The organism is Pseudomonas serbiensis, from assembly GCF_030580745.1.
GTDB lineage: Bacteria > Pseudomonadota > Gammaproteobacteria > Pseudomonadales > Pseudomonadaceae > Aquipseudomonas > Aquipseudomonas serbiensis.
Genome location: NZ_JAUQOO010000007.1, coordinates 46,352 through 64,977 on the forward strand (window position 1 = coordinate 46,352; position 18,626 = coordinate 64,977).

Annotated in this window: 13 protein-coding genes; 7 read left to right on the top strand and 6 right to left on the bottom strand. The window is 58.5% G+C overall.

What is annotated here, in order from left to right:
- Positions 1–214 precede the first annotated feature (214 nt).
- From aceE to msrA, 4 genes are all read left to right on the top strand, one after another.
- Positions 215–2,860, top strand: a complete 2,646-nt coding sequence (gene aceE, locus Q6A51_RS11030; protein ID WP_201018227.1) for a pyruvate dehydrogenase (acetyl-transferring), homodimeric type — start codon at positions 215–217, stop codon at positions 2,858–2,860.
- 154 nt (positions 2,861–3,014) lie between these two features.
- Entirely contained in the window at positions 3,015–4,646 is a 1,632-nt protein-coding gene (aceF, locus tag Q6A51_RS11035; protein ID WP_304574802.1) for a dihydrolipoyllysine-residue acetyltransferase, read from the top strand.
- A 314-nt stretch (positions 4,647–4,960) separates the two neighbouring features.
- Positions 4,961–7,654 carry a sensor domain-containing phosphodiesterase gene (locus Q6A51_RS11040; protein WP_201001700.1) on the top strand — a complete coding sequence of 898 codons (2,694 nt, stop codon included), beginning with the start codon at positions 4,961–4,963 and terminating at the stop codon, positions 7,652–7,654.
- Between the two features lie 89 nt (positions 7,655–7,743).
- On the top strand, positions 7,744–8,391 hold the full coding sequence (gene msrA / locus Q6A51_RS11045; protein WP_304574803.1) for a peptide-methionine (S)-S-oxide reductase MsrA: 648 nt from the start codon (positions 7,744–7,746) through the stop codon (positions 8,389–8,391).
- Between the two features lie 95 nt (positions 8,392–8,486).
- On the opposite strand, the gene Q6A51_RS11050 is transcribed toward msrA, so the two are convergent.
- Entirely contained in the window at positions 8,487–9,323 is an 837-nt protein-coding gene (locus tag Q6A51_RS11050) for a 23S rRNA (adenine(2030)-N(6))-methyltransferase RlmJ (RefSeq protein ID WP_201018230.1), read from the bottom strand.
- Positions 9,324–9,454: 131 nt separating this feature from the next.
- The gene (locus Q6A51_RS11055; RefSeq protein ID WP_304574804.1) at positions 9,455–10,423 is read right to left on the bottom strand and encodes a WD40 repeat domain-containing protein; all 969 of its coding nucleotides are present in this window, start codon (positions 10,421–10,423) and stop codon (positions 9,455–9,457) included.
- A gap of 360 nt (positions 10,424–10,783) precedes the next feature.
- On the opposite strand from Q6A51_RS11055, the gene Q6A51_RS11060 reads away from it, so the two are divergent.
- On the top strand, positions 10,784–11,044 hold the full coding sequence (locus Q6A51_RS11060; RefSeq protein ID WP_095067247.1) for a hypothetical protein: 261 nt from the start codon (positions 10,784–10,786) through the stop codon (positions 11,042–11,044).
- Between the two features lie 45 nt (positions 11,045–11,089).
- Here Q6A51_RS11060 and gbcB read toward each other — a convergent pair whose 3' ends face one another.
- Complete coding sequence (gbcB, locus tag Q6A51_RS11065; protein WP_201018231.1) at positions 11,090–12,190, bottom strand: glycine-betaine demethylase subunit GbcB; 1,101 nt, start codon at positions 12,188–12,190, stop codon at positions 11,090–11,092.
- A gap of 320 nt (positions 12,191–12,510) precedes the next feature.
- Here gbcB and gbcA point away from each other — a divergent pair, with 320 nt between their 5' ends.
- Both gbcA and Q6A51_RS11075 read left to right on the top strand, forming a co-directional pair.
- The gene (gene gbcA, locus Q6A51_RS11070) at positions 12,511–13,809 is read left to right on the top strand and encodes a glycine-betaine demethylase subunit GbcA (RefSeq protein WP_201018232.1); all 1,299 of its coding nucleotides are present in this window, start codon (positions 12,511–12,513) and stop codon (positions 13,807–13,809) included.
- Between the two features lie 18 nt (positions 13,810–13,827).
- The gene (locus Q6A51_RS11075; protein ID WP_304574805.1) at positions 13,828–14,148 is read left to right on the top strand and encodes a hypothetical protein; all 321 of its coding nucleotides are present in this window, start codon (positions 13,828–13,830) and stop codon (positions 14,146–14,148) included.
- Positions 14,149–14,526: 378 nt separating this feature from the next.
- On the opposite strand, the gene etfB is transcribed toward Q6A51_RS11075, so the two are convergent.
- Genes etfB through dgcB form a run of 3 tightly spaced genes read right to left on the bottom strand, consistent with a single transcriptional unit; the run spans position 14,527 to position 18,519 of the window.
- Positions 14,527–15,348: an electron transfer flavoprotein subunit beta gene (gene etfB / locus Q6A51_RS11080; protein ID WP_304574806.1), complete on the bottom strand. Its 822-nt coding sequence runs from the start codon at positions 15,346–15,348 to the stop codon at positions 14,527–14,529.
- Positions 15,338–16,558 (bottom strand): electron transfer flavoprotein subunit alpha, encoded by a 1,221-nt coding sequence (etfA, locus tag Q6A51_RS11085; protein WP_304574807.1) that lies wholly within the window; start codon positions 16,556–16,558, stop codon positions 15,338–15,340. Before etfA ends, etfB begins: the two co-directional genes overlap by 11 nt.
- Positions 16,558–18,519: a dimethylglycine demethylation protein DgcB gene (gene dgcB, locus Q6A51_RS11090; protein WP_304574808.1), complete on the bottom strand. Its 1,962-nt coding sequence runs from the start codon at positions 18,517–18,519 to the stop codon at positions 16,558–16,560. Before dgcB ends, etfA begins: the two co-directional genes overlap by 1 nt.
- Positions 18,520–18,626: the final 107 nt, after the last annotated feature.

The window sequence follows — 18,626 nt, forward strand, 5'->3', positions numbered from 1 at the left end:
TCTCACAACACGACAGGAGCGATTTGGTCGCTTCTCTGTAGTTTTACTACTGGGTATGTAACTCGAAGGGCTGAAATGGTCGTCGATTTGTAGTAAAACTACACGCCGCCGGAACAACCCTCCGGTAATCCAAGAATTTTATGTCGTCTGCCCAAAAGGCCAGTCGCAAACTCAGGCAACCGATTCTGGAAGCCTTTCCGCCCTGGAGCAAGCCATGCAAGACCTCGATCCCGTCGAAACCCAGGAATGGCTGGACGCCCTGGAATCGGTTCTCGACAAAGAAGGCGAAGACCGTGCTCATTACCTGATGACCCGTATGGGCGAACTGGCCACTAGAAGTGGTTCGCAGCTGCCTTACGCCATCACCACGCCATACCGCAACACCATTCCAGTCACCCACGAAGCACGCATGCCTGGCGACCTGTTCATGGAACGCCGCATTCGCTCGCTGGTACGCTGGAACGCATTGGCAATGGTCGTAAAGACCAACCTGAACGACCCGGACCTGGGCGGTCACATTTCCAGCTTCGCTTCCAGCGCAACGCTGTATGACATCGGCTTCAACTACTTCTTCCAGGCTCCAACCGACGAGCACGGCGGCGACCTGATCTACTTCCAGGGCCACGCATCGCCAGGCGTCTATGCCCGTGCGTTCCTTGAAGGTCGCATCAGCGAAGAGCAGATGAACAACTTCCGTCAGGAAGTCGACGGCAAAGGCCTGTCCTCGTACCCGCACCCATGGCTGATGCCTGACTTCTGGCAGTTCCCGACCGTATCCATGGGTCTGGGTCCAATCCAGGCGATCTACCAGGCACGCTTCATGAAGTACCTGGAAAACCGCGGCTACATCCCGGCAGGCAAGCAGAAAGTCTGGTGTTTCCTGGGCGACGGCGAGACCGACGAGCCGGAATCCCTGGGCGCCATCGCCCTGGCCGGTCGCGAGAAGCTGGACAACCTGATCTTCGTCATCAACTGCAACCTGCAGCGCCTTGACGGCCCGGTTCGCGGCAACGCCAAGATCATCCAGGAACTCGAAGGCGTGTTCCGCGGTGCAGCATGGAACGTCAACAAGGTCATCTGGGGCCGTTTCTGGGACCCACTGCTGGCCAAGGACACCAACGGTGCCCTGCAACGCCGCATGGACGAAGTCATCGACGGCGAGTACCAGAACTACAAGGCCAAGGACGGAGCGTTCGTTCGCGAGCACTTCTTCAACACGCCTGAACTCAAGGCCATGGTCGAAGACCTGTCCGACGACGAAATCTGGAAACTCAACCGTGGTGGCCACGACCCGTACAAGGTCTATGCAGCCTACCATCAGGCGGTCAACCACAAAGACCAGCCGACTGTCATCCTGGCCAAGACCATCAAGGGTTACGGTACCGGTGCAGGCGAAGCCAAGAACACCGCGCACAACACCAAGAAGGTCGATGTCGACAGCCTGCGTCACTTCCGTGACCGCTTCGACGTGCCGATCAAGGACGCCGACCTGGAAAGCCTGCCGTTCTTCCGTCCGGAAGAAGGCAGCGCCGAAGCCCGTTACCTGGCCGAGCGCCGTAGCGCCCTGGGTGGTTTCGTGCCACAGCGCCGCGCCAAGAGCATCAGCATCCCGACGCCACCTCTGGAAACGCTGAAAGCGATCCTCGACGGCTCGGGCGACCGTGAAATCTCCACCACCATGGCTTTCGTGCGCATCCTGGCGCAACTGGTCAAGGACAAGGAAATCGGTCAGCGCATCGTTCCGATCATCCCGGACGAAGCCCGTACCTTCGGTATGGAAGGCATGTTCCGTCAGTTGGGCATCTACTCGTCCGTCGGCCAGCTCTACGAGCCAGTCGATAAAGACCAGGTGATGTTCTACCGCGAAGACAAGAAGGGCCAGATCCTCGAAGAAGGCATCAACGAAGCCGGCGCCATGTCGTCGTTCATCGCTGCCGGTACTTCGTACAGCAACCACAACCAGCCGATGCTGCCGTTCTACATCTTCTACTCGATGTTCGGCTTCCAGCGCATTGGCGATCTGGCATGGGCCGCTGGCGACAGCCGTACCCGTGGCTTCCTGATCGGCGGCACCGCCGGGCGTACCACGCTCAACGGTGAAGGCCTGCAGCACGAAGACGGTCACAGCCACATCCTGGCCTCCACCGTACCTAACTGCCGCACCTATGATCCAACCTACGGCTACGAGCTGGCGGTGATCATCCAGGACGGCATGAAGAAGATGACCGAAGAACAACAGGACATCTTCTACTACATCACCGTGATGAACGAAGCCTACACCCAGCCAGCCATTCCGGCCGGTGCAGAGGAAGGCATCATCAAGGGTATGTACCTGCTTGAGGAAGACACCAAGGCTGCTGCGCACCACGTCCAGTTGCTGGGCTCGGGCACCATCCTGCGTGAAGTCCGCGAAGCAGCGAAGATCCTGCGTGACGAGTTCAACGTCGGCGCCGACGTCTGGAGCGTCACCAGCTTCAACGAACTGCGCCGTGACGGCCTGGCGGTAGAACGCTCCAACCGTCTGCATCCTGGCCAGAAGCCGAAGCAGACTTACGTCGAGCAATGCCTGGGCGGCCGTAAAGGTCCGGTCATCGCATCCACCGACTACATGAAGCTGTTCGCCGATCAGATCCGTCAGTGGGTTCCATCCAAGGAATACAAAGTGCTGGGCACCGACGGCTTCGGCCGTAGCGACAGCCGCCGCAAGCTGCGTCACTTCTTTGAAGTCGACCGCAACTTCGTGGTGCTGGCAGCCCTGGAAGCCTTGGCTGACCGTGGCGACATCGAACCTAAAGTCGTGGCCGAGGCCATTGCCAAGTTCGGTATCGATCCTGAAAAACGCAACCCACTGGACTGTTAAGAGTCTGCTTCAAAATCGGTAACGTGCGCCGATCAAAGGCGTGAAACAGCCGAGGATGCGGAATTTACACCTGTAAATGAGCATCCAACGCTGTTTCGTTGCAACTGGATACGGCGCAATCGAGAATGAACAGGTTCTGCGAAGGAGAAACATTGTGAGTGAGTTAATTCGCGTACCCGACATCGGCAACGGTGAAGGTGAAGTCATTGAGTTGCTGGTCAAGGTCGGTGATCGCATCGAAGCCGACCAAAGTATCCTGACCCTTGAATCCGACAAGGCGAGCATGGAAATCCCTGCTCCCAAGGCCGGCGTCATCAAGGTTCTGAAGGTCAAGCTGGGCGACCGCCTGAAAGAAGGCGACGAGCTGTTTGAACTGGAAGTCGAAGGCGAAGCTGCTGCTCCGGCCGCTGCTGCCGAACCTGCACCGGCTCCTGCCGCCGCCGAGAAACCGGCCGAAGCTCCAGCCGCTGCACCTGCGCCAGCACCAACTGCCAGCGCCACCGTTCAGGACATCCACGTTCCGGATATCGGTTCGTCGGGCAAGGCCAAGATCATCGAAGTTCTGGTCAAGCCAGGCGACAGCATCCAGGCCGACCAATCGCTGATCACTCTGGAATCCGACAAGGCAAGCATGGAGATCCCGTCTCCTGCCGCTGGCGTGGTCGAGAGCGTCGAAGTCAAGCTGGAACAGGAAGTCGGCACCGGCGACCTGATCCTGAAACTGAAAATCGCAGGCGCCGCGCCTGCCGCTGCACCAGCTCCGGCTGCCAGCGCTCCGGCAGCGGCCCCGGCCAAGGCTGAAGCAGCTCCGGCTGCCGCGCCTGCTGCCAAGCCAGAAGCTGCTCCAGCTCCAGCAGCCGCTCAAAGCGGTGCCAAGGTTCACGCAGGCCCGGCAGTTCGCCAACTGGCTCGCGAGTTCGGCGTCGAGCTGAGCGCTGTCAGCGCAACTGGCCCACACGGCCGTGTGCTGAAAGAAGACGTACAGGTTTACGTCAAGGCCCAACTGCTGAAGGCCAAGGAAGCACCAGCCGGCGGCGTAAGCGGCGGCACAGGCATCCAGCCGATTCCGGAAGTCGACTTCAGCCGCTTCGGCGAAATCGAAGAAGTACCGATGACCCGCCTGATGCAACTGGGCGCGAGCGGTCTGCACCGCAGTTGGCTGAACATTCCGCACGTCACGCAATTCGACCAGGCCGACATCACCGACCTGGAAGCTTTCCGTGTTGCGCAGAAGGCCGCTGCAGAGAAGGCTGGCGTCAAGCTGACCGTTCTGCCACTGCTGCTCAAGTCCATCGCGCACCTGCTCAAGGAGCTGCCGGACTTCAACGCCTCGCTGGCACCAAGCGGCAAAGCGGTCATCCGCAAGAAATACGTACACATCGGCTTCGCCGTGGACACCCCGGAAGGCCTGCTGGTCCCTGTGATCCGCGACGTCGACCAGAAAAACCTGCTGCAACTGGCAGCCGAAGCAGCCGCACTGGCTGAAAAGGCACGCAACAAGAAGCTGACCGCGAACGACATGCAAGGCGCATGCTTCACGATCTCCAGCCTCGGCCACATCGGCGGCACCGGCTTCACGCCGATCGTCAATGCACCGGAAGTTGCGATCCTGGGCGTTTCCAAGGCCACTATCCAGCCAGTCTGGGACGGCAAAGCCTTCCAGCCGAAACTGATGCTGCCTCTGTCGCTGTCCTACGATCACCGCGTGATCAACGGCGCGGCTGCTGCCCGCTTCACCAAGCGCTTGAGCGAATTGCTGGCGGATATCCGCACAATCCTGCTGTAAGCCAGAGCAGGCCCGCCGCGTGGCGGGCCTTGCTACTTGTTTGCGAGCCCACGCTCGAACCTCACCCCGCCTTCAACAGTCTGTTCAAGCGGGGCTTTTTTTGCCTGTTGTCCCGGTTATATACCTCGGCAAAGCCCCCGTTTTCTGAACTGACCGTCTGTATTACCGAGCCAGGTCAACCGACCGACACTTTTATAGCACTAAGCCACCGCGCTCTCTTGTAAGCCCGCGCTGCATGATGCAACCTTGCTGTACGCGAAAGTGACAAGGGCCAATGCCCTCACGCGATCAGTATTCCGGAAGCGAGTTTGTTCATGAAAAGCCAAACCGATGCTGCCGGCAGAACGGCAGCCGAGGTAGTAACGCAATTGCCGGTGCCTTCGCGCCTGGGCATGCTGCGTTTCGAGCGGCTTAATGAAGCCAATTGGGCGCTGCTGTTTCTCGATCCTAACTGCGAAAAACAGTTCGGCCTGCCTGCCGTGGAACTCTGCGCCCTGATCGGTTCGCCCTACGCCAGCCTGATGGAGCCGGAGGCGCGCTATCAGCTGCATGACGAGATCCAGCTACAACTGGCATCCGCTCCGTTTTATCTGGTCCGCTATACGCTGCACACCCCCAAAGGCCCGCTGGGTCTTCTGGAAATCGGTGAAGCCTACAAACAACACAATCGTCATCTGCTGCGCGGGTATTTCCTGGTCGTCGAAGGGCTGCTTGCCGAAAGTGAACAGACGTTCGGCCCGGATCTGGAAACCCAGAACTCACGCCTGCAGATTGCTCTGGAACTCAATCAGCGTGCGCAGCGTGACCAGCTCGCTCATCTGGAGCGTGTCCGCGCTCAGCAAGAGCTGATCCTGCGCCTGACACGCCATCGCTACAACACTGCCAACTCGGTGCTTGAAGCCGCAGAACTGATCACCAAAAGCGCCTGTGATATCTACGATGTCGACCGTGTCGGTATCTGGAGCCTCCACGAGCAGCGTATGGAGTCGATTGCCGACTATCACCGGCAAAGCTGCGATTATCAGGTGCGAAAACCACTTGATATCAGTCAGTACCCCAATTATCTGGACGCCTTGCACAACAGCCGGGCAATCGATGTCAGCAACGTGCAGAACGATCCACGCACTCGCGAGATCGCCGACACTCTCTTGCCACAAGGCATCAATGCCATCCTGGACGCCAGTATCCGCATCGATGGCCAGGTCGTCGGTGTTCTGTGCCTTGAGCAGACCGGCTCGACCCGAGAGTGGCAACCTGACGAAATAACCTTTGCCGGCGAGCTGGCCGACCAGTTCGCGCAAGTCATCAACAACCACAGCCGACGTGCCGCAACCAACGCGCTGTACCTGTTCCAGCGTGCCGTCGAGCAAAGCGCCAACGCCTTCCTGCTGGTCAACTGCGACGGCGTGGTCGAGTACGTCAACCCAAGCTTCACGGCCATCACCCAGTACAGTTCCGAAGAAGTTCACGGCCACAAGCTGTCGGAACTGCCGGCGCTGGAAAACCTCAATGCATTGCTGCTCGACGCCAACTCCAGCCTGACCAAAAGCAACAGCTGGCAAGGCGAGTTCAAGAGCCGTCGCAAGAACCTGGAACCCTACTGGGGCCAGTTGTCGATTTCCAAGGTCTATGGCGACAACCGCGAGTTGACGCACTACATCGGCATTTACGAAGACATCACCCAGAGCAAACTCGCGCAGCAGCGCATCGAGCGCCTGGCTTACACCGACAACCTGACTAACCTGGGCAACCGGCCAGCCTTCATCCGCAATCTGGATGAGCGCTTCGCCAGAGACAGCGATACGCCCATGAGCCTGTTGCTGGTGGATATCGACAACTTCAAGCGAATCAACGACAGCCTGGGCCATCAGACGGGCGACAAGCTGCTGATCAGCCTGGCTCGCCGCCTGCGCAATACCCTCAGCCCGTCCGATATACTGGCGCGGTTTGCCAGTAACGAGTTTGCCGTGCTGCTCGACCAGAGCGGGCTTGAAGCCGGGCAGAACGTTGCCAGTCAGGTGCTGGCGACTCTGGACAAACCGATGTTCGTCGATAACCAGCTCATCAGCGTCACCGGTTCAGTCGGCCTGGCCTGCGCGCCGCTGCATGGCCGGGACCCGCAGACCCTGATGAAAAACGCCGGTCTGGCGCTGCACAAGGCCAAAGCCAACGGCAAGCATCAGGTTCAGGTCTTCACCGAAGCGCTCAACGCCGAAGCCAGTTACAAACTGTTCGTCGAGAACAACCTGCGTCGAGCCCTGACCCAGAATGAACTCGAAGTCTTCTACCAGCCCAAACTGTGCCTGCGCAGCGGTCGCCTGCTGGGCATGGAAGCCCTGTTGCGCTGGAACCACCCGGAAAAGGGCATGATCCGGCCGGACCAGTTCATCAGCGTTGCCGAAGAAACCGGCCTGATCATTCCAATCGGCAAGTGGGTGGCACGCCAGTCCTGCCGCATGAGCAAGGCGCTGACTGCTGCCGGATTCGGTAACTTGCAGGTGGCGATCAATGTCTCGCCCAAGCAGTTCTCCGACCCGGACCTGGTGTCTTCCATCGCCTCGATTCTTGAAGAAGAAGCACTCGATGCTTCTCTGCTGGAACTGGAACTGACCGAAGGCCTGCTGCTGGAAGCCACCGAAGACACTCGCCAACAACTCGACTCGCTGAAAAAACTGGGCCTGTCGCTGGCGATGGATGACTTCGGTACAGGCTATTCGTCCTTCAGTTACCTGAAGAAATTCCCCATCGATGTGATCAAGATCGACCGCAGTTTCATCCGCGATATTCCGGATGACGAGGACGACATGGAAATCACCTCGGCGGTGATCGCCATGGCCCACAACCTCAAGCTCAAAGTCGTGGCCGAAGGCATAGAAACCGCTGCTCAATTGAAGTTTCTGCGCCGCCATCGCTGCGACGTGGGCCAGGGCTATCTGTTCGACAAGCCGATCCCCGGCGAAGAACTGATCGAAAAACTGCAACGCTACCCGCGCCGACCGTCGGCCTGACCCCCCTTCCCTGTACACCGGACTCTCGGGCACACTGTCGGACTGTTTATCCCTCTAATCTGTTTTCACTTATCGAGAGGATATGGTTCATGACTCTTCGCTCGGAAATTCTAGTGAACAAAAATGTACTCCCTACCGCCCAGCAAGCACTGCCAGGCCGTGAAACACCTATCGCCGTTCCAGAACAGCACTTCGTCAACGGCAACCCATTGCTGGGGCCATTCTCGGGCACGGTTGAATTCGCGATCTTCGGCATGGGTTGCTTCTGGGGCGCGGAACGACGCCTCTGGCAACAACCTGGCGTGGTCAGCACCGCTGTGGGCTATGCAGGCGGCATGACACCAAACCCTACCTATGAAGAAGTCTGCTCGGGCCTGACCGGCCATAGCGAAGTGGTTCTGGTGGTGTATGAGCCAGAGGAGATCAGCTACGAATCGCTGCTCAAGATATTCTGGGAAGCGCACAACCCGACCCAGGGCATGCGTCAGGGCAACGATATCGGCACTCAGTACCGTTCGGTGATCTACTGCACCAAGCCAGAACAGCTCGATGCAGCCAAAGCCAGCGAAAAAGCCTTCCAGGCCGAGTTGAGCAAAGCCGGGCTGGGCGAGATCACCACCGAAATCGACCAGGCTCCGACCTTCTACTACGCCGAGGCGTACCACCAGCAATACCTGGCAAAAAACCCGCAGGGTTATTGCGGGCTGGGCGGGACAGGCGTCTGTTTGCCGGCATGATGAAGCTTCGCGAATAAATTCGCTCCTACCGTAGGAGCGAATTCATTCGCGAAAGACGCGCTTGAAGCTTGCCGCTTATAGCTTGCAGCTCCCCCCTATTCCGCTATCAACCAATCCATCTTCCAGCCACCCTGGGTCTGTCCCAGTTTCGCGGCCAGGTAAGGCATCAGTTCGCGCAGTTCCTCTTCAAGCCCCCAAGGCGGGTTGGCGATGGCGAGACCTGAGCCGTTTAGGCTTGCGGGGGTGTCCAATGGGTGAACATACAACTCGACGCGCAGGAGCTTCGGCGCGCCGGTTTCGGCCAGGTCCTGGTAGAAGCGCTTGAGCTGGCGCTGGTCCTTGACGGGATACCAGATCGCAGCAACGGTCTGGCGCATGCGGCCGATGGCTTCCTTGAGGGCGACCGCACAGCGTTTCATCTCATCAAGCTGCTCGAAAGGCGGGTCAATCAGCATCACCGCACGCTTTTCGGCAACCGGCAGCAAGGCTCGCGGAACATGCCAGCCTTCACCCAGATGTACGGCAACCCGACGATCACCCTTCATGTTTTCCTTGAGCAACTGCCCGTCCTGAGGGTGCTTCTCGTTGAGCAGCACGCGCTCACGTTCACGGGTCAGGCGACGGGCCAGTTCCGGTGATCCGGGGTAATAGCGCAGTTCGCCATCGGGGTTCATGTCGTGCAGCACTTGCAGGTAATCGGCGGCCAGCGCAGGCAGGTCCGGCGCGTTCCACAGGCGCCCGATACCTTCCAGCCATTCACCGGTGCGGGTGGCCTGATCGCCCTTGAGATCGTAAAGCCCCAGCCCCGCGTGGGTGTCGAGGTAGGCGAAAGGTTGCTCCTTGCGCGCCATGAGGGCGATCAAGCGAGTCAGGGTCAGGTGTTTGAACACATCGGCATGGTTGCCAGCGTGGAAGGCGTGACGGTAATTCATGGCAGCTCCTGGAAGGCTGCGCAGTTTAGCAAAACTCGGGCGGGAACAAGACAGTGCTTTCAAGGGTAAGGGTGAATGGCTTTAATCACCCTTCCGGTAAGTTGCGCTTTACAAGATCCAGCATTGCCACACTACAAGGCATAAATGGAAATCCACTTCCTGTCAGGATGAGTGGTATAGAGACGATTACCCTGACGGTTCAAGACAGCGTCCCCTACAGAGTGAAAGAAGTCGATGCGCGTCGCTGTTTTCTCCGCCGTATCGACTCTATACAAATCAAAATTACAGGAATGAATGGCGTACACATACTTATCATCCGCTGTTCCCCCGATGATATTGACCGGGTAACCCCGTGAACCAAACTCCAGTGTGTACAGGATCTTGTGAGTTGCCGTGTCCGTCACAAACATCTCATCAAAACCGCCGACATAAAGCTGTCTGCCATCCGAACTGACTGCCATGGAGCAGGGATTTCTGAAACCTGGAATATCCACTTGCGAATAATCCCGTGTATCAATCATCGCTACGGCACTGTCGGGATCATCGGCAAGTTCTGAAGCATAGATGTAGTGCCCATCCGGGCTGACTGCCATGACCAGAGCCGCATTCGACATTCTGCCCAGGTCAAAATTACTCTCGGCATTGTAATCAACGGCATCCACCATGCGGATAAGACCGCCCGGCGCGTAACGGAAAGACAAGCATATAAAACTCCCGTCCGGGCTGGCCGCAATTCTATCGACCCCCTCCGAATCGAGGATAGCGACGAGCTTGTTGCGCTGGATATCAATGACAGAGCATTCATCTTCCCCGGCCACATAGAGCTTGCGTCCATCCGGGCTGACAGCCACATCGCCCACACAGCCTCTCTGCAGGCTGGATACAACTTCACGGCTGTCAATATCAATAAAACTGACCCGACTCCCGTCTTCATGAGAGACAAAAAGCATCGTGTCATCAGGGCTTACATCTATCTCCTTGGGTGCGAAACTCAAAGGAATACTGGCAAGAAGTCTTGCCTCATGCGGAGGTGATAGCGGAAAGGGAAACTCTGTTCTTTGGCTTGGAAAAACCGTGCCTGGAAATATTTTTCTTTGCATTTAACCCACCAATCCCTTGGCCTGTTCAGACCATCATTCGAGAAAACAGGTGCTGCCTTTAAAGCGTCAAGCATTAGCCAATCAATCATGTGCTTCACTGGATGAGTCATTACCCAGTCGAGCCCTCCTTTTTAGCCAGAAATAACAGGGGATTATTGAATACCCAAGGCGATAAGTTGGGTACTGTCAGAAATGACAGGTGAAACGAAAAAAACCGACCATTGATCGACTTTCCTCTGATAGAACCTGACTGAAAACGACATGCTCGTAGGTAATCGAGCCATTCACTGCAAGCGGGGTTGATGCGGCAGCAGCGCACTACCAGAATCGAGGCCTTACCCGATCAAAGGAACACTCGTCATGATGCATGCGGATTTGATTGATCAAGAAGACTTGCTGAGCCAGCTCAGGGCACTGGGGTTTGAGATGCCCAGTGGCGCAACAGCCGAGCAGGCCTGTACGCAAGCGGTGTGTGGCCTGACCGATGAACGCGCAACAGCCTTGCGGCGTCTGGTCGAACAATTGCTGACCGGCAGTGCAACCATATTGCCAGCGGTACGTCAGGCCATCGATCAGCAATTGCTGCCAGCACTGGCGACCTATAAACAGAATCACGGCTAAAGCAGGAAAGAAACCGGGCGCATGCTCGATGCGCCCTCTGTGGAATCAATACTCGATCCGCACATCCCCCTTGGGCACGCTACAGCACGACAGGATGTAACCTTCTTCGACATCCTCGTCGGTAATCCCGCCATTGTGCTCCATCTCTACTTCGCCACTGAGTTTCATGACCTTGCAGGTTCCGCAGATGCCCATGCCGCAGGCCTTGGGAATCATCAGGCCCAGCTTGGAAGCCGCTGCATGGACGGTTTCGCCCGGCGCGACGCGGATACTCTTGCCGGTGTCGGTGAACTCAACCTGATGCAGGTCAGCCAGATCGATATCCGGCGCATCCGCAGCGATCTCGGCATGTTCCACGGCCTCGGCGCGGACTTCCGGTGGCGTCGCGCCAAACGACTCTTCATGGTACTGCGCCATGTTGAAGCCGCTTTCCTGCAACATGCGCTTGACCGCACTCATGTACGGCGTCGGCCCACAACAGAACACCTCGCGATCCTTGTAGTCCGGCGCCATCAGCTCCAGCATTCTCTGGTTCAGGTAACCGCGATAACCGGCCCATGGCTCGCCGAGGCCGTGCTTCTCACAGATCAGGTGCAGACTGAAGTTATCGATCCGCGAAGCCATGTGTTCCAGCTCGCGGTGATAGATGATGTCCTTGGGTGAGCGGGCGCTGTGTACGAACACCATGTCGACATTGGCGTTGGTGTCGTAGAACCAGCGGGCCATGGACATGACCGGGGTGATGCCGACGCCACCGCTCAGGTAGAGAATCTTCGGGTTCGGGAAGTCGATGGCATTGAACAACCCGACCGGCCCGTGTACCGCCAGCTCCTGGCCTTCATGCAGCGTATCGTGCAGGTAATTGGAAACCTTGCCGCCCGGCACGCGCTTGACGGTGATGGAGAAACTGTACGGCACCGACGGCGAGCTGGAAATGGTGTATGAGCGCATGATGGGCAGGCCATCGATTTCCAGCTCCAGGGTAACGAACTGGCCCGGCTTGAAAAAGAACAGGATCGGCTGGTCGGCCATGAAGCAGAAGGTCCGCACATCCCAGGTTTCCTGGATCACCTTGACGACGCGCACAAGATGGCGGCCATTGGCCCATGTCTGGGTGGTTACCGGGTTGAGAAAGCTCTGGGACATACTTGATCTCCACGACCGACTGTCGGCCTTTTATGATGGGGATTCTGCGTAACGCGCAGGAGGCGCATTTACCTATCAACGACATTCACGTACTTACGGCGACCAGCCCCCATAGACCGTGGCTTCCCTAGTCGGGAACGGATTCGGCCATGTCGCCCATGGATAAGGTTCAGTCCGCGCCCAGCTCCACACTCCGGAACAGCCACGAAAGAATTCACAAGCATGAGCGATCCCGAATCGTCTTGCGTGCAGTGCTGCAAAGAACCGTATTAGCCACATTCGCAGGCCGCCATAGATGCGGTCATGAGGGAACTTGAAAAATGGACATCACCGCAACCTTGAGCCTTGGCGACCCACTGGAACCAGCACGCAAGGCCACTGCCGAGATGCTGCAGAATCGCGAACGCACCTATTCGCTGCCGCAGCCTTTCTACAGTGATGACCGACTGTTTGAAATCGACATGCAGGAAATCTTTCACAAAGAATGGCTGATTGCGGGGATGACGTGCGAAATCCCGGCCAAGGGCAACTACCTGACGTTGCAGATCGGCAAGAACCCGATCCTCGTCGTGCGCGCCCCGGACGGCAGCGTAAATGCATTCCACAATGTCTGCCGTCACCGCGGCTCACGCCTGTGTACCGGCGAGAAAGGCAAGGTCGCCAAGCTGGTCTGCCCTTACCACCAGTGGACGTACGAGCTGGACGGACGCCTGCTGTACGCGGGTACCGAGATGGGCGACGACTTCGACATGAAGAACTTCAGCCTCAAGCCCGTGAACGTCAAGACCGCAGGCGGCTATATCTTCATCAGCCTGGCGGAGAATCCACCCGCCATCGATGAGTTCCTGGCCACGCTCAAGCACTACATGGAACCCTACGACATGGAAAACACCAAGGTGGCGGTACAGACCACCTTGATGGAAAAGGCCAACTGGAAGCTGGTGATCGAAAACAACCGCGAGTGCTATCACTGCAACGGCTCACACCCGGAGCTGTTGAAAACCCTGCTGGAATGGGACGACGTCACCGACCCGCGTGCCGATCAGACCTTCAAGGACCATGTGGCCGCCTCCGCCGCAGCCTGGGACGCCGAGAAGATTCCCTACGCACACGCCAGCTTTGGCCTGCGCAACCGCATAGTGCGCATGCCGCTGCTCAAGGGCACTGTGTCCATGACCATGGATGGCAAGGTCGGCTGCAAGAAGCTCATGGGCCGTATCCAGAACCCGGATCTGGGCTCGATGCGCATCCTGCACCTGCCTCACTCCTGGAACCACTGCATGGGCGATCACATCATCGTTTTCACGGTATGGCCGATCAGCGCTCAGGAAACCATGGTCACGACCAAGTGGATCGTCCACAAGGATGCCGTGGAAGGCGTCGATTACGACGTGGAGCGCATGCGTCAGGTGTGGGACGCCACCAACGATCAGGACCGTCGCCTGGCCGAAGAGAACCAGCGCGGTATCAACTCCAGCGCCTACCAGCCAGGCCCGTACTCCAAGACCTATGAGTTCGGCGTGGTCAACTTCATCGATTGGTACAGCTCCCGCGTTCTGGAAAACCTCGGTGCAGAACCGGCTCCATACCTCAAAGGCGTAGCGGTCAACCACGAGTAACCCTGGCGGAGTTGGGTGTTGATCAAAAAACATCCAACTCCCTCGCAGCCCAGCTCTGCCGCCCTCTTCCGGGGTCAGCGAACAACTTATCCACAGAGCAACCCACAGCAATTGTGGGAAAGTCATCTTCCCGGCTCTCGAAAATCCAGAAAAAACCGAGACTTAGTAATTGTTGCAATTGCGGGACAATCTGATCATTTTTTGACCAAACCTTTGAAAGCCTTGTATTCAATGGGCTGTAAAGGAACACGAACACCTTATCCACAGAAGCGCCAACAGACTTTGGGGGCAACTTCGGATCTGGAGGCCATGGGCTGTGGAAAACTGCTCAAGACGTGATGCAGCAAGGCTTCAAAGCGAGCTTTATGCCGATTGACGATCAATTGATCATTTTTTATACGAAAGCTTGTAAGCCACGTTTTATATGGCTCTCAGGAGATCACGAACAACTTGTCCACAGAGAGGCCAACAGAGATTGTGGGCAATTGATTGAGCGTGTGATGATCGGTGGATTGTTTATCCACATGGAAAAGTCAGTAAAAACCGCAAGTTAGGTTGATCATTTTTCAACCAGAGGCCTGTAAGGCACGGTTTACATGGGGTTCAGCAACCCGCGAACACGTTATCCACAGGTGGGCGCACAGGGAATGTGTGTAACTGCGGTGGATAACCGCGTAGGAGCGAATTCATTCGCGAATGAATTCGCTCCTACGGTTTTTATCGGATGACGCCTTCTTCGACCAGCAGCTTGAGGATCGCTGCGGCACCCTCTTGCGGGCTGACGCCCTTGAGGACTTGCCCGGTGCCGCCGCTGGCCTTGGCGGTTGCGGCTTTCATGCGATCGGCGCCGCTCTTGGCCTTGATCACTTTCAGGCGTTTTGGGCGAGGTTTGGCCGGTTGCAGGGCATGAGCTGTGAGTAACTCATCCACAACCACTTCCACCTCCTCCACACCCAAGGCTCCACGCTGCGCCGGGCCATACGCGCTCTGACGTGGCTTGGGCGCGGCGTTATCCACAGTGGCCAGAAACGGCAGGCGAACCTTCAGGCGTCGCCGCTGGCCTCGCGGCAAGGCTTGCAGAACAAGGGCCACGCCGTTGTCCAGCGACTCAACCTGAGCCAGCCCCACCACCAGCGGCCAACCAAGCCTTTCCGCCAGCAGAAACGGCAGCATGCCCGAACCTTCACCGGTTTCCGCCTGACTGCCGGTGAGGACAATCTGTACCGCCGAATCGCGGATGTAATCGGTCAGCGCAGGCAATGCATCCGCGCCTTCTGGCTGCTCCAGCACCTGCAACTCATCCAGCCCCATGCCCATATAGGCCCGCAATACCGGCTCCCGGGCATTGCCCGCATGCAACACCTGCAAGTTATCCCCAGCCAGTTGCAGACCCAGTTCCACGGCGCGGGCATCCTGCTCGGCGCGGCGGGCGCGTCCCGAAGCCGGATGGGAGCCGATGGACACCAGGCTCATGACCTGCAATGCGCTCTTGTTCAATGAAGAATTATCCACAGACGAACTCGCTTGCTCAGGCCGCATCACGTTTTGCCTCATTGCGATAAGCCTCGACCGCGTCGATCAAGGCATTGAGGAGTTCTGCGCTCTCACCGATCACCGACAGATCAGCACGTTTGATCATGTCGCAGCCGGCATCCAGATTGATCGCAATCACCTTGTCGCAGGCGCCGATGCCTTGCAGGTGCTGGATCGCGCCCGAGATACCCACAGCCACATAGACCCGTGCCGTGACCCAGGTGCCGCTGGCACCGACCTGACGATCCCGGCTCATGAAACCGTCGTCCACAGCGACCCTGGATGCGCCCTCGGTCGCGCCCAAGGCAGCCGCTGTGCGATGGAACAGGTCCCAATCCTTGACGCCATTGCCGCCCGAGAAGATGAACTCCGCCTCGGCCATGGGGATAACTGCCGGATCGACCGCGACAGCACCGAGATCTTCAATGCGGGCCAGACTGCGGGCCACAGGTGTGGATAACTCCACTGGCAGCGCTTCATGTCGGGTTTCACTGACCGGTTCGGCGCACTCGGCAGCCGCCAGAATCAGACGGGCCAGCGGGCGGGCCAGATCTTCACGCCCCGCTCCGGCACGCCCGATACATTGCTCATCCTTGACCTGCCAGACACGAGTCGCCGGGCGCTCGCCCAGGCTGGCAGCAAAACGCCGCCCCAACTCCCCGCCGCCGCTGCGGCTGTCAGGCAGCAGCCAGTGCCGAGGGTTGAACTGGTTATCCACAGCCCGCAGCCCTTGCACGCGCTGCTCGGGTGAATAACCGCTGAATTCATCACCATCAAGCACCAACAGGCGATCGACACCCGCTGTATCGAAAGTGCTTTCCTTGTGCTCACCAAACACCACCGCCAATACAGCGCCATCGACGCCAGCCAGTTGGTGAGCCATCCCCAATAGATCACGGTCGTGACTGCTCAGGCGGCCACCGACCATATCGGGTACAACCGTGATGTAAAAAGCCGGCTCCGGTACTTGATGCAGCGGCAGGCTGACTTCGACGGCTGCCGAACGCTTGGCCGTACCGCCCTGCTGTGCGCCACTGCGGTCGATGCGCTTGATGCCGTTGGGGCCGATAAAACCCAGCCCATGCACGTTCTTGCGCACCAGACCGTTGGGCCCCATCCAGCTCGTTTGTACGGGCTGCATCGCCGCATGCAAGGGATGCAGACGGTTACGGGCAATCCATTCTGCACGCGGGTCGCGGCGGATAATGTCGCTCATCAATGCACCTCCGCAGGTTCACGCCTGGCAGGCGCTGGCTTGCTGACCACCGGCTCTTCAATCAAGGCATCGGCCACAAGCTCGGCAATGTCCTTGATCAACGGACGCGGCTCGACCACACCTTCAAGCATCGCCGTGCATTGTGGACAACCTACTGCCACCAGTTCGGCACCGGTTTCGCGGATATCTTCCATACGCATGTCGGGAATGCGCTGCTTGCCGGGAATGTCGGTAATGGGCGCGCCGCCACCGCCACCGCAGCAGCGGGAGCGGAAGCCGGAGCGCTGCATTTCCTTGACCTCGATGCCCAGGGCGCGCAACACCTCACGCGGCGCTTCGTACTCGCCGTTGTAACGGCCCAGATAGCATGGATCGTGATAGGTCACGCTGGAGCCTTTGTGTTGACCGAGCTTGAGGGCGCCGCCCTGAAGCAGCTCAGCCATATAAGTGCTGTGATGCTGCACGAGGTAGTCGCCACCAAAAGCGCCGTACTCGTTTTTCAGCACATGGAAGCTGTGCGGGTCGCAGGTAACGATGCGTTTGAAGCTGTACCGGGCCAGTGTCTGGATATTGCGTCGGGCAAGCATCTGGAAAGTCGCTTCATCGCCCAGACGACGGGCCACATCGCCACTGTCGCGTTCTTCAAGGCCCAGCACGGCGAAGTCGACCTTCGCGGCTTTCAGGACTTTGACGAAGGCGCGCAGCGTGCGCTGGTTGCGCATATCGAACGCGCCATCACCGACCCAGAACAGCACGTCGGTGGTTTTCTTCTCGCTGAGCAGGTCAAGGTTCAGGTCCGCCGCCCAGTTCATCCGCCCGCCCGGAGCGAACCCACCGGGGTTATCGGTGGCGATCAGGTTATCCAGCACTTCGGCGCCCTTGTTGGGGGTCGCGCCTTTTTCCAGGGTCAGGTGACGGCGCATGTCGACGATGGCATCCACGTGCTCGATCATCATCGGGCACTCTTCCACGCACGCCCGACAAGTGGTGCAGGACCATAGCGTCTCGGCATCCACCAGCCCGTTGACGATAGGCTGATGCGGATTGCCGCCATGTTCGCCGATGGGCTTGCCCTTGCCGTCGAGGGATGGATACGGGCTGCCTGCAAATCTGGCATCGGTGCCGCCCGCCAAGCCAACCACCATGTCCTGAATCAGCTTCTTGGGGTTCAAGGGCTGCCCGGCAGCAAACGCCGGACAAGCCGCTTCGCATTTGCCGCACTGCACACAGGCGTCAAAACCCAGCAACTGGTTCCAGGTGAAATCCTTGGGCTTTTCCACACCCAGCGGTGCGCTCGGGTCAGCAAGGTCCAGCGGCTTCAGGCCGGTGGAACGACCACCACCAAAGCGCTCGGCACGCCGGTGCCAGGCCAGGTGCAAGGCACCGGCGAAGGCGTGCTTCATCGGCCCGCCCCAGGTCATGCCGAAAAACAGCTCGCTGACGCCCCACAGCACGCCCACACCCAGAATCACGGCCAGCAACCAGCCACCGAAGTTCTCGGGCAGAATGCCCGCGACCGGCAAGGTCACCAGAAAGAAGCTGGCAGAAAACGCCATCAGGCTTTTCGGCAGACGCATCCACGGCCCTTTGGACAGACGCGCTGGCGGATTCAGCCGGCGACGATAGACAAACACCGCCCCCACGAACATCACTGCCGACATCAGCAGCAAGGCATAACCCAGGAAGCGGTTATGCAAGCCGAAACCATGCACCAGAATCGCCAGCACGATAGACGCCACTGCCCCACCGGCCGTAGCGACGTGGGTGTTGGCAATGTATTTGTCCCGAGCAACGACATGGTGCAGATCGACCATATAACGCTTGGGCATGGCCAGCAGCCCGCCCAGCAGATCGACCTTGGAAGCCCGACCATTGCGCCACATTTTGACCCGCCGCAAAGCCCCCAGCACCGCAAGGGCCAGGGCAGCGAAGAACAGGAGGGGGAGAATGGTGCTCAACATCAGAATAACCTCTGGCGAGGTGCAAGCCACAAGCCGTAAGCGACAAGTAAAAGCACAGCAGATCCGCTGCCCTCTCTTGCTGCTTACAGCTTATGGCTTGCAGCTTT

Coding starts and splice junctions, on each gene's coding strand:
- aceE (WP_201018227.1), top strand. CDS start 215: ATGCAAGACCTCGATCCCGTCGAAACCCAGGAATGGCTGGACGCCCTG.
- Q6A51_RS11040 (WP_201001700.1), top strand. CDS start 4,961: ATGAAAAGCCAAACCGATGCTGCCGGCAGAACGGCAGCCGAGGTAGTA.
- msrA (WP_304574803.1), top strand. CDS start 7,744: ATGACTCTTCGCTCGGAAATTCTAGTGAACAAAAATGTACTCCCTACC.
- Q6A51_RS11050 (WP_201018230.1), bottom strand. CDS start 9,323: ATGAATTACCGTCACGCCTTCCACGCTGGCAACCATGCCGATGTGTTC.
- Q6A51_RS11055 (WP_304574804.1), bottom strand. CDS start 10,423: ATGCAAAGAAAAATATTTCCAGGCACGGTTTTTCCAAGCCAAAGAACA.
- Q6A51_RS11060 (WP_095067247.1), top strand. CDS start 10,784: ATGATGCATGCGGATTTGATTGATCAAGAAGACTTGCTGAGCCAGCTC.
- gbcB (WP_201018231.1), bottom strand. CDS start 12,190: ATGTCCCAGAGCTTTCTCAACCCGGTAACCACCCAGACATGGGCCAAT.
- gbcA (WP_201018232.1), top strand. CDS start 12,511: ATGGACATCACCGCAACCTTGAGCCTTGGCGACCCACTGGAACCAGCA.
- etfB (WP_304574806.1), bottom strand. CDS start 15,348: ATGCGGCCTGAGCAAGCGAGTTCGTCTGTGGATAATTCTTCATTGAAC.
- etfA (WP_304574807.1), bottom strand. CDS start 16,558: ATGAGCGACATTATCCGCCGCGACCCGCGTGCAGAATGGATTGCCCGT.
- dgcB (WP_304574808.1), bottom strand. CDS start 18,519: ATGTTGAGCACCATTCTCCCCCTCCTGTTCTTCGCTGCCCTGGCCCTT.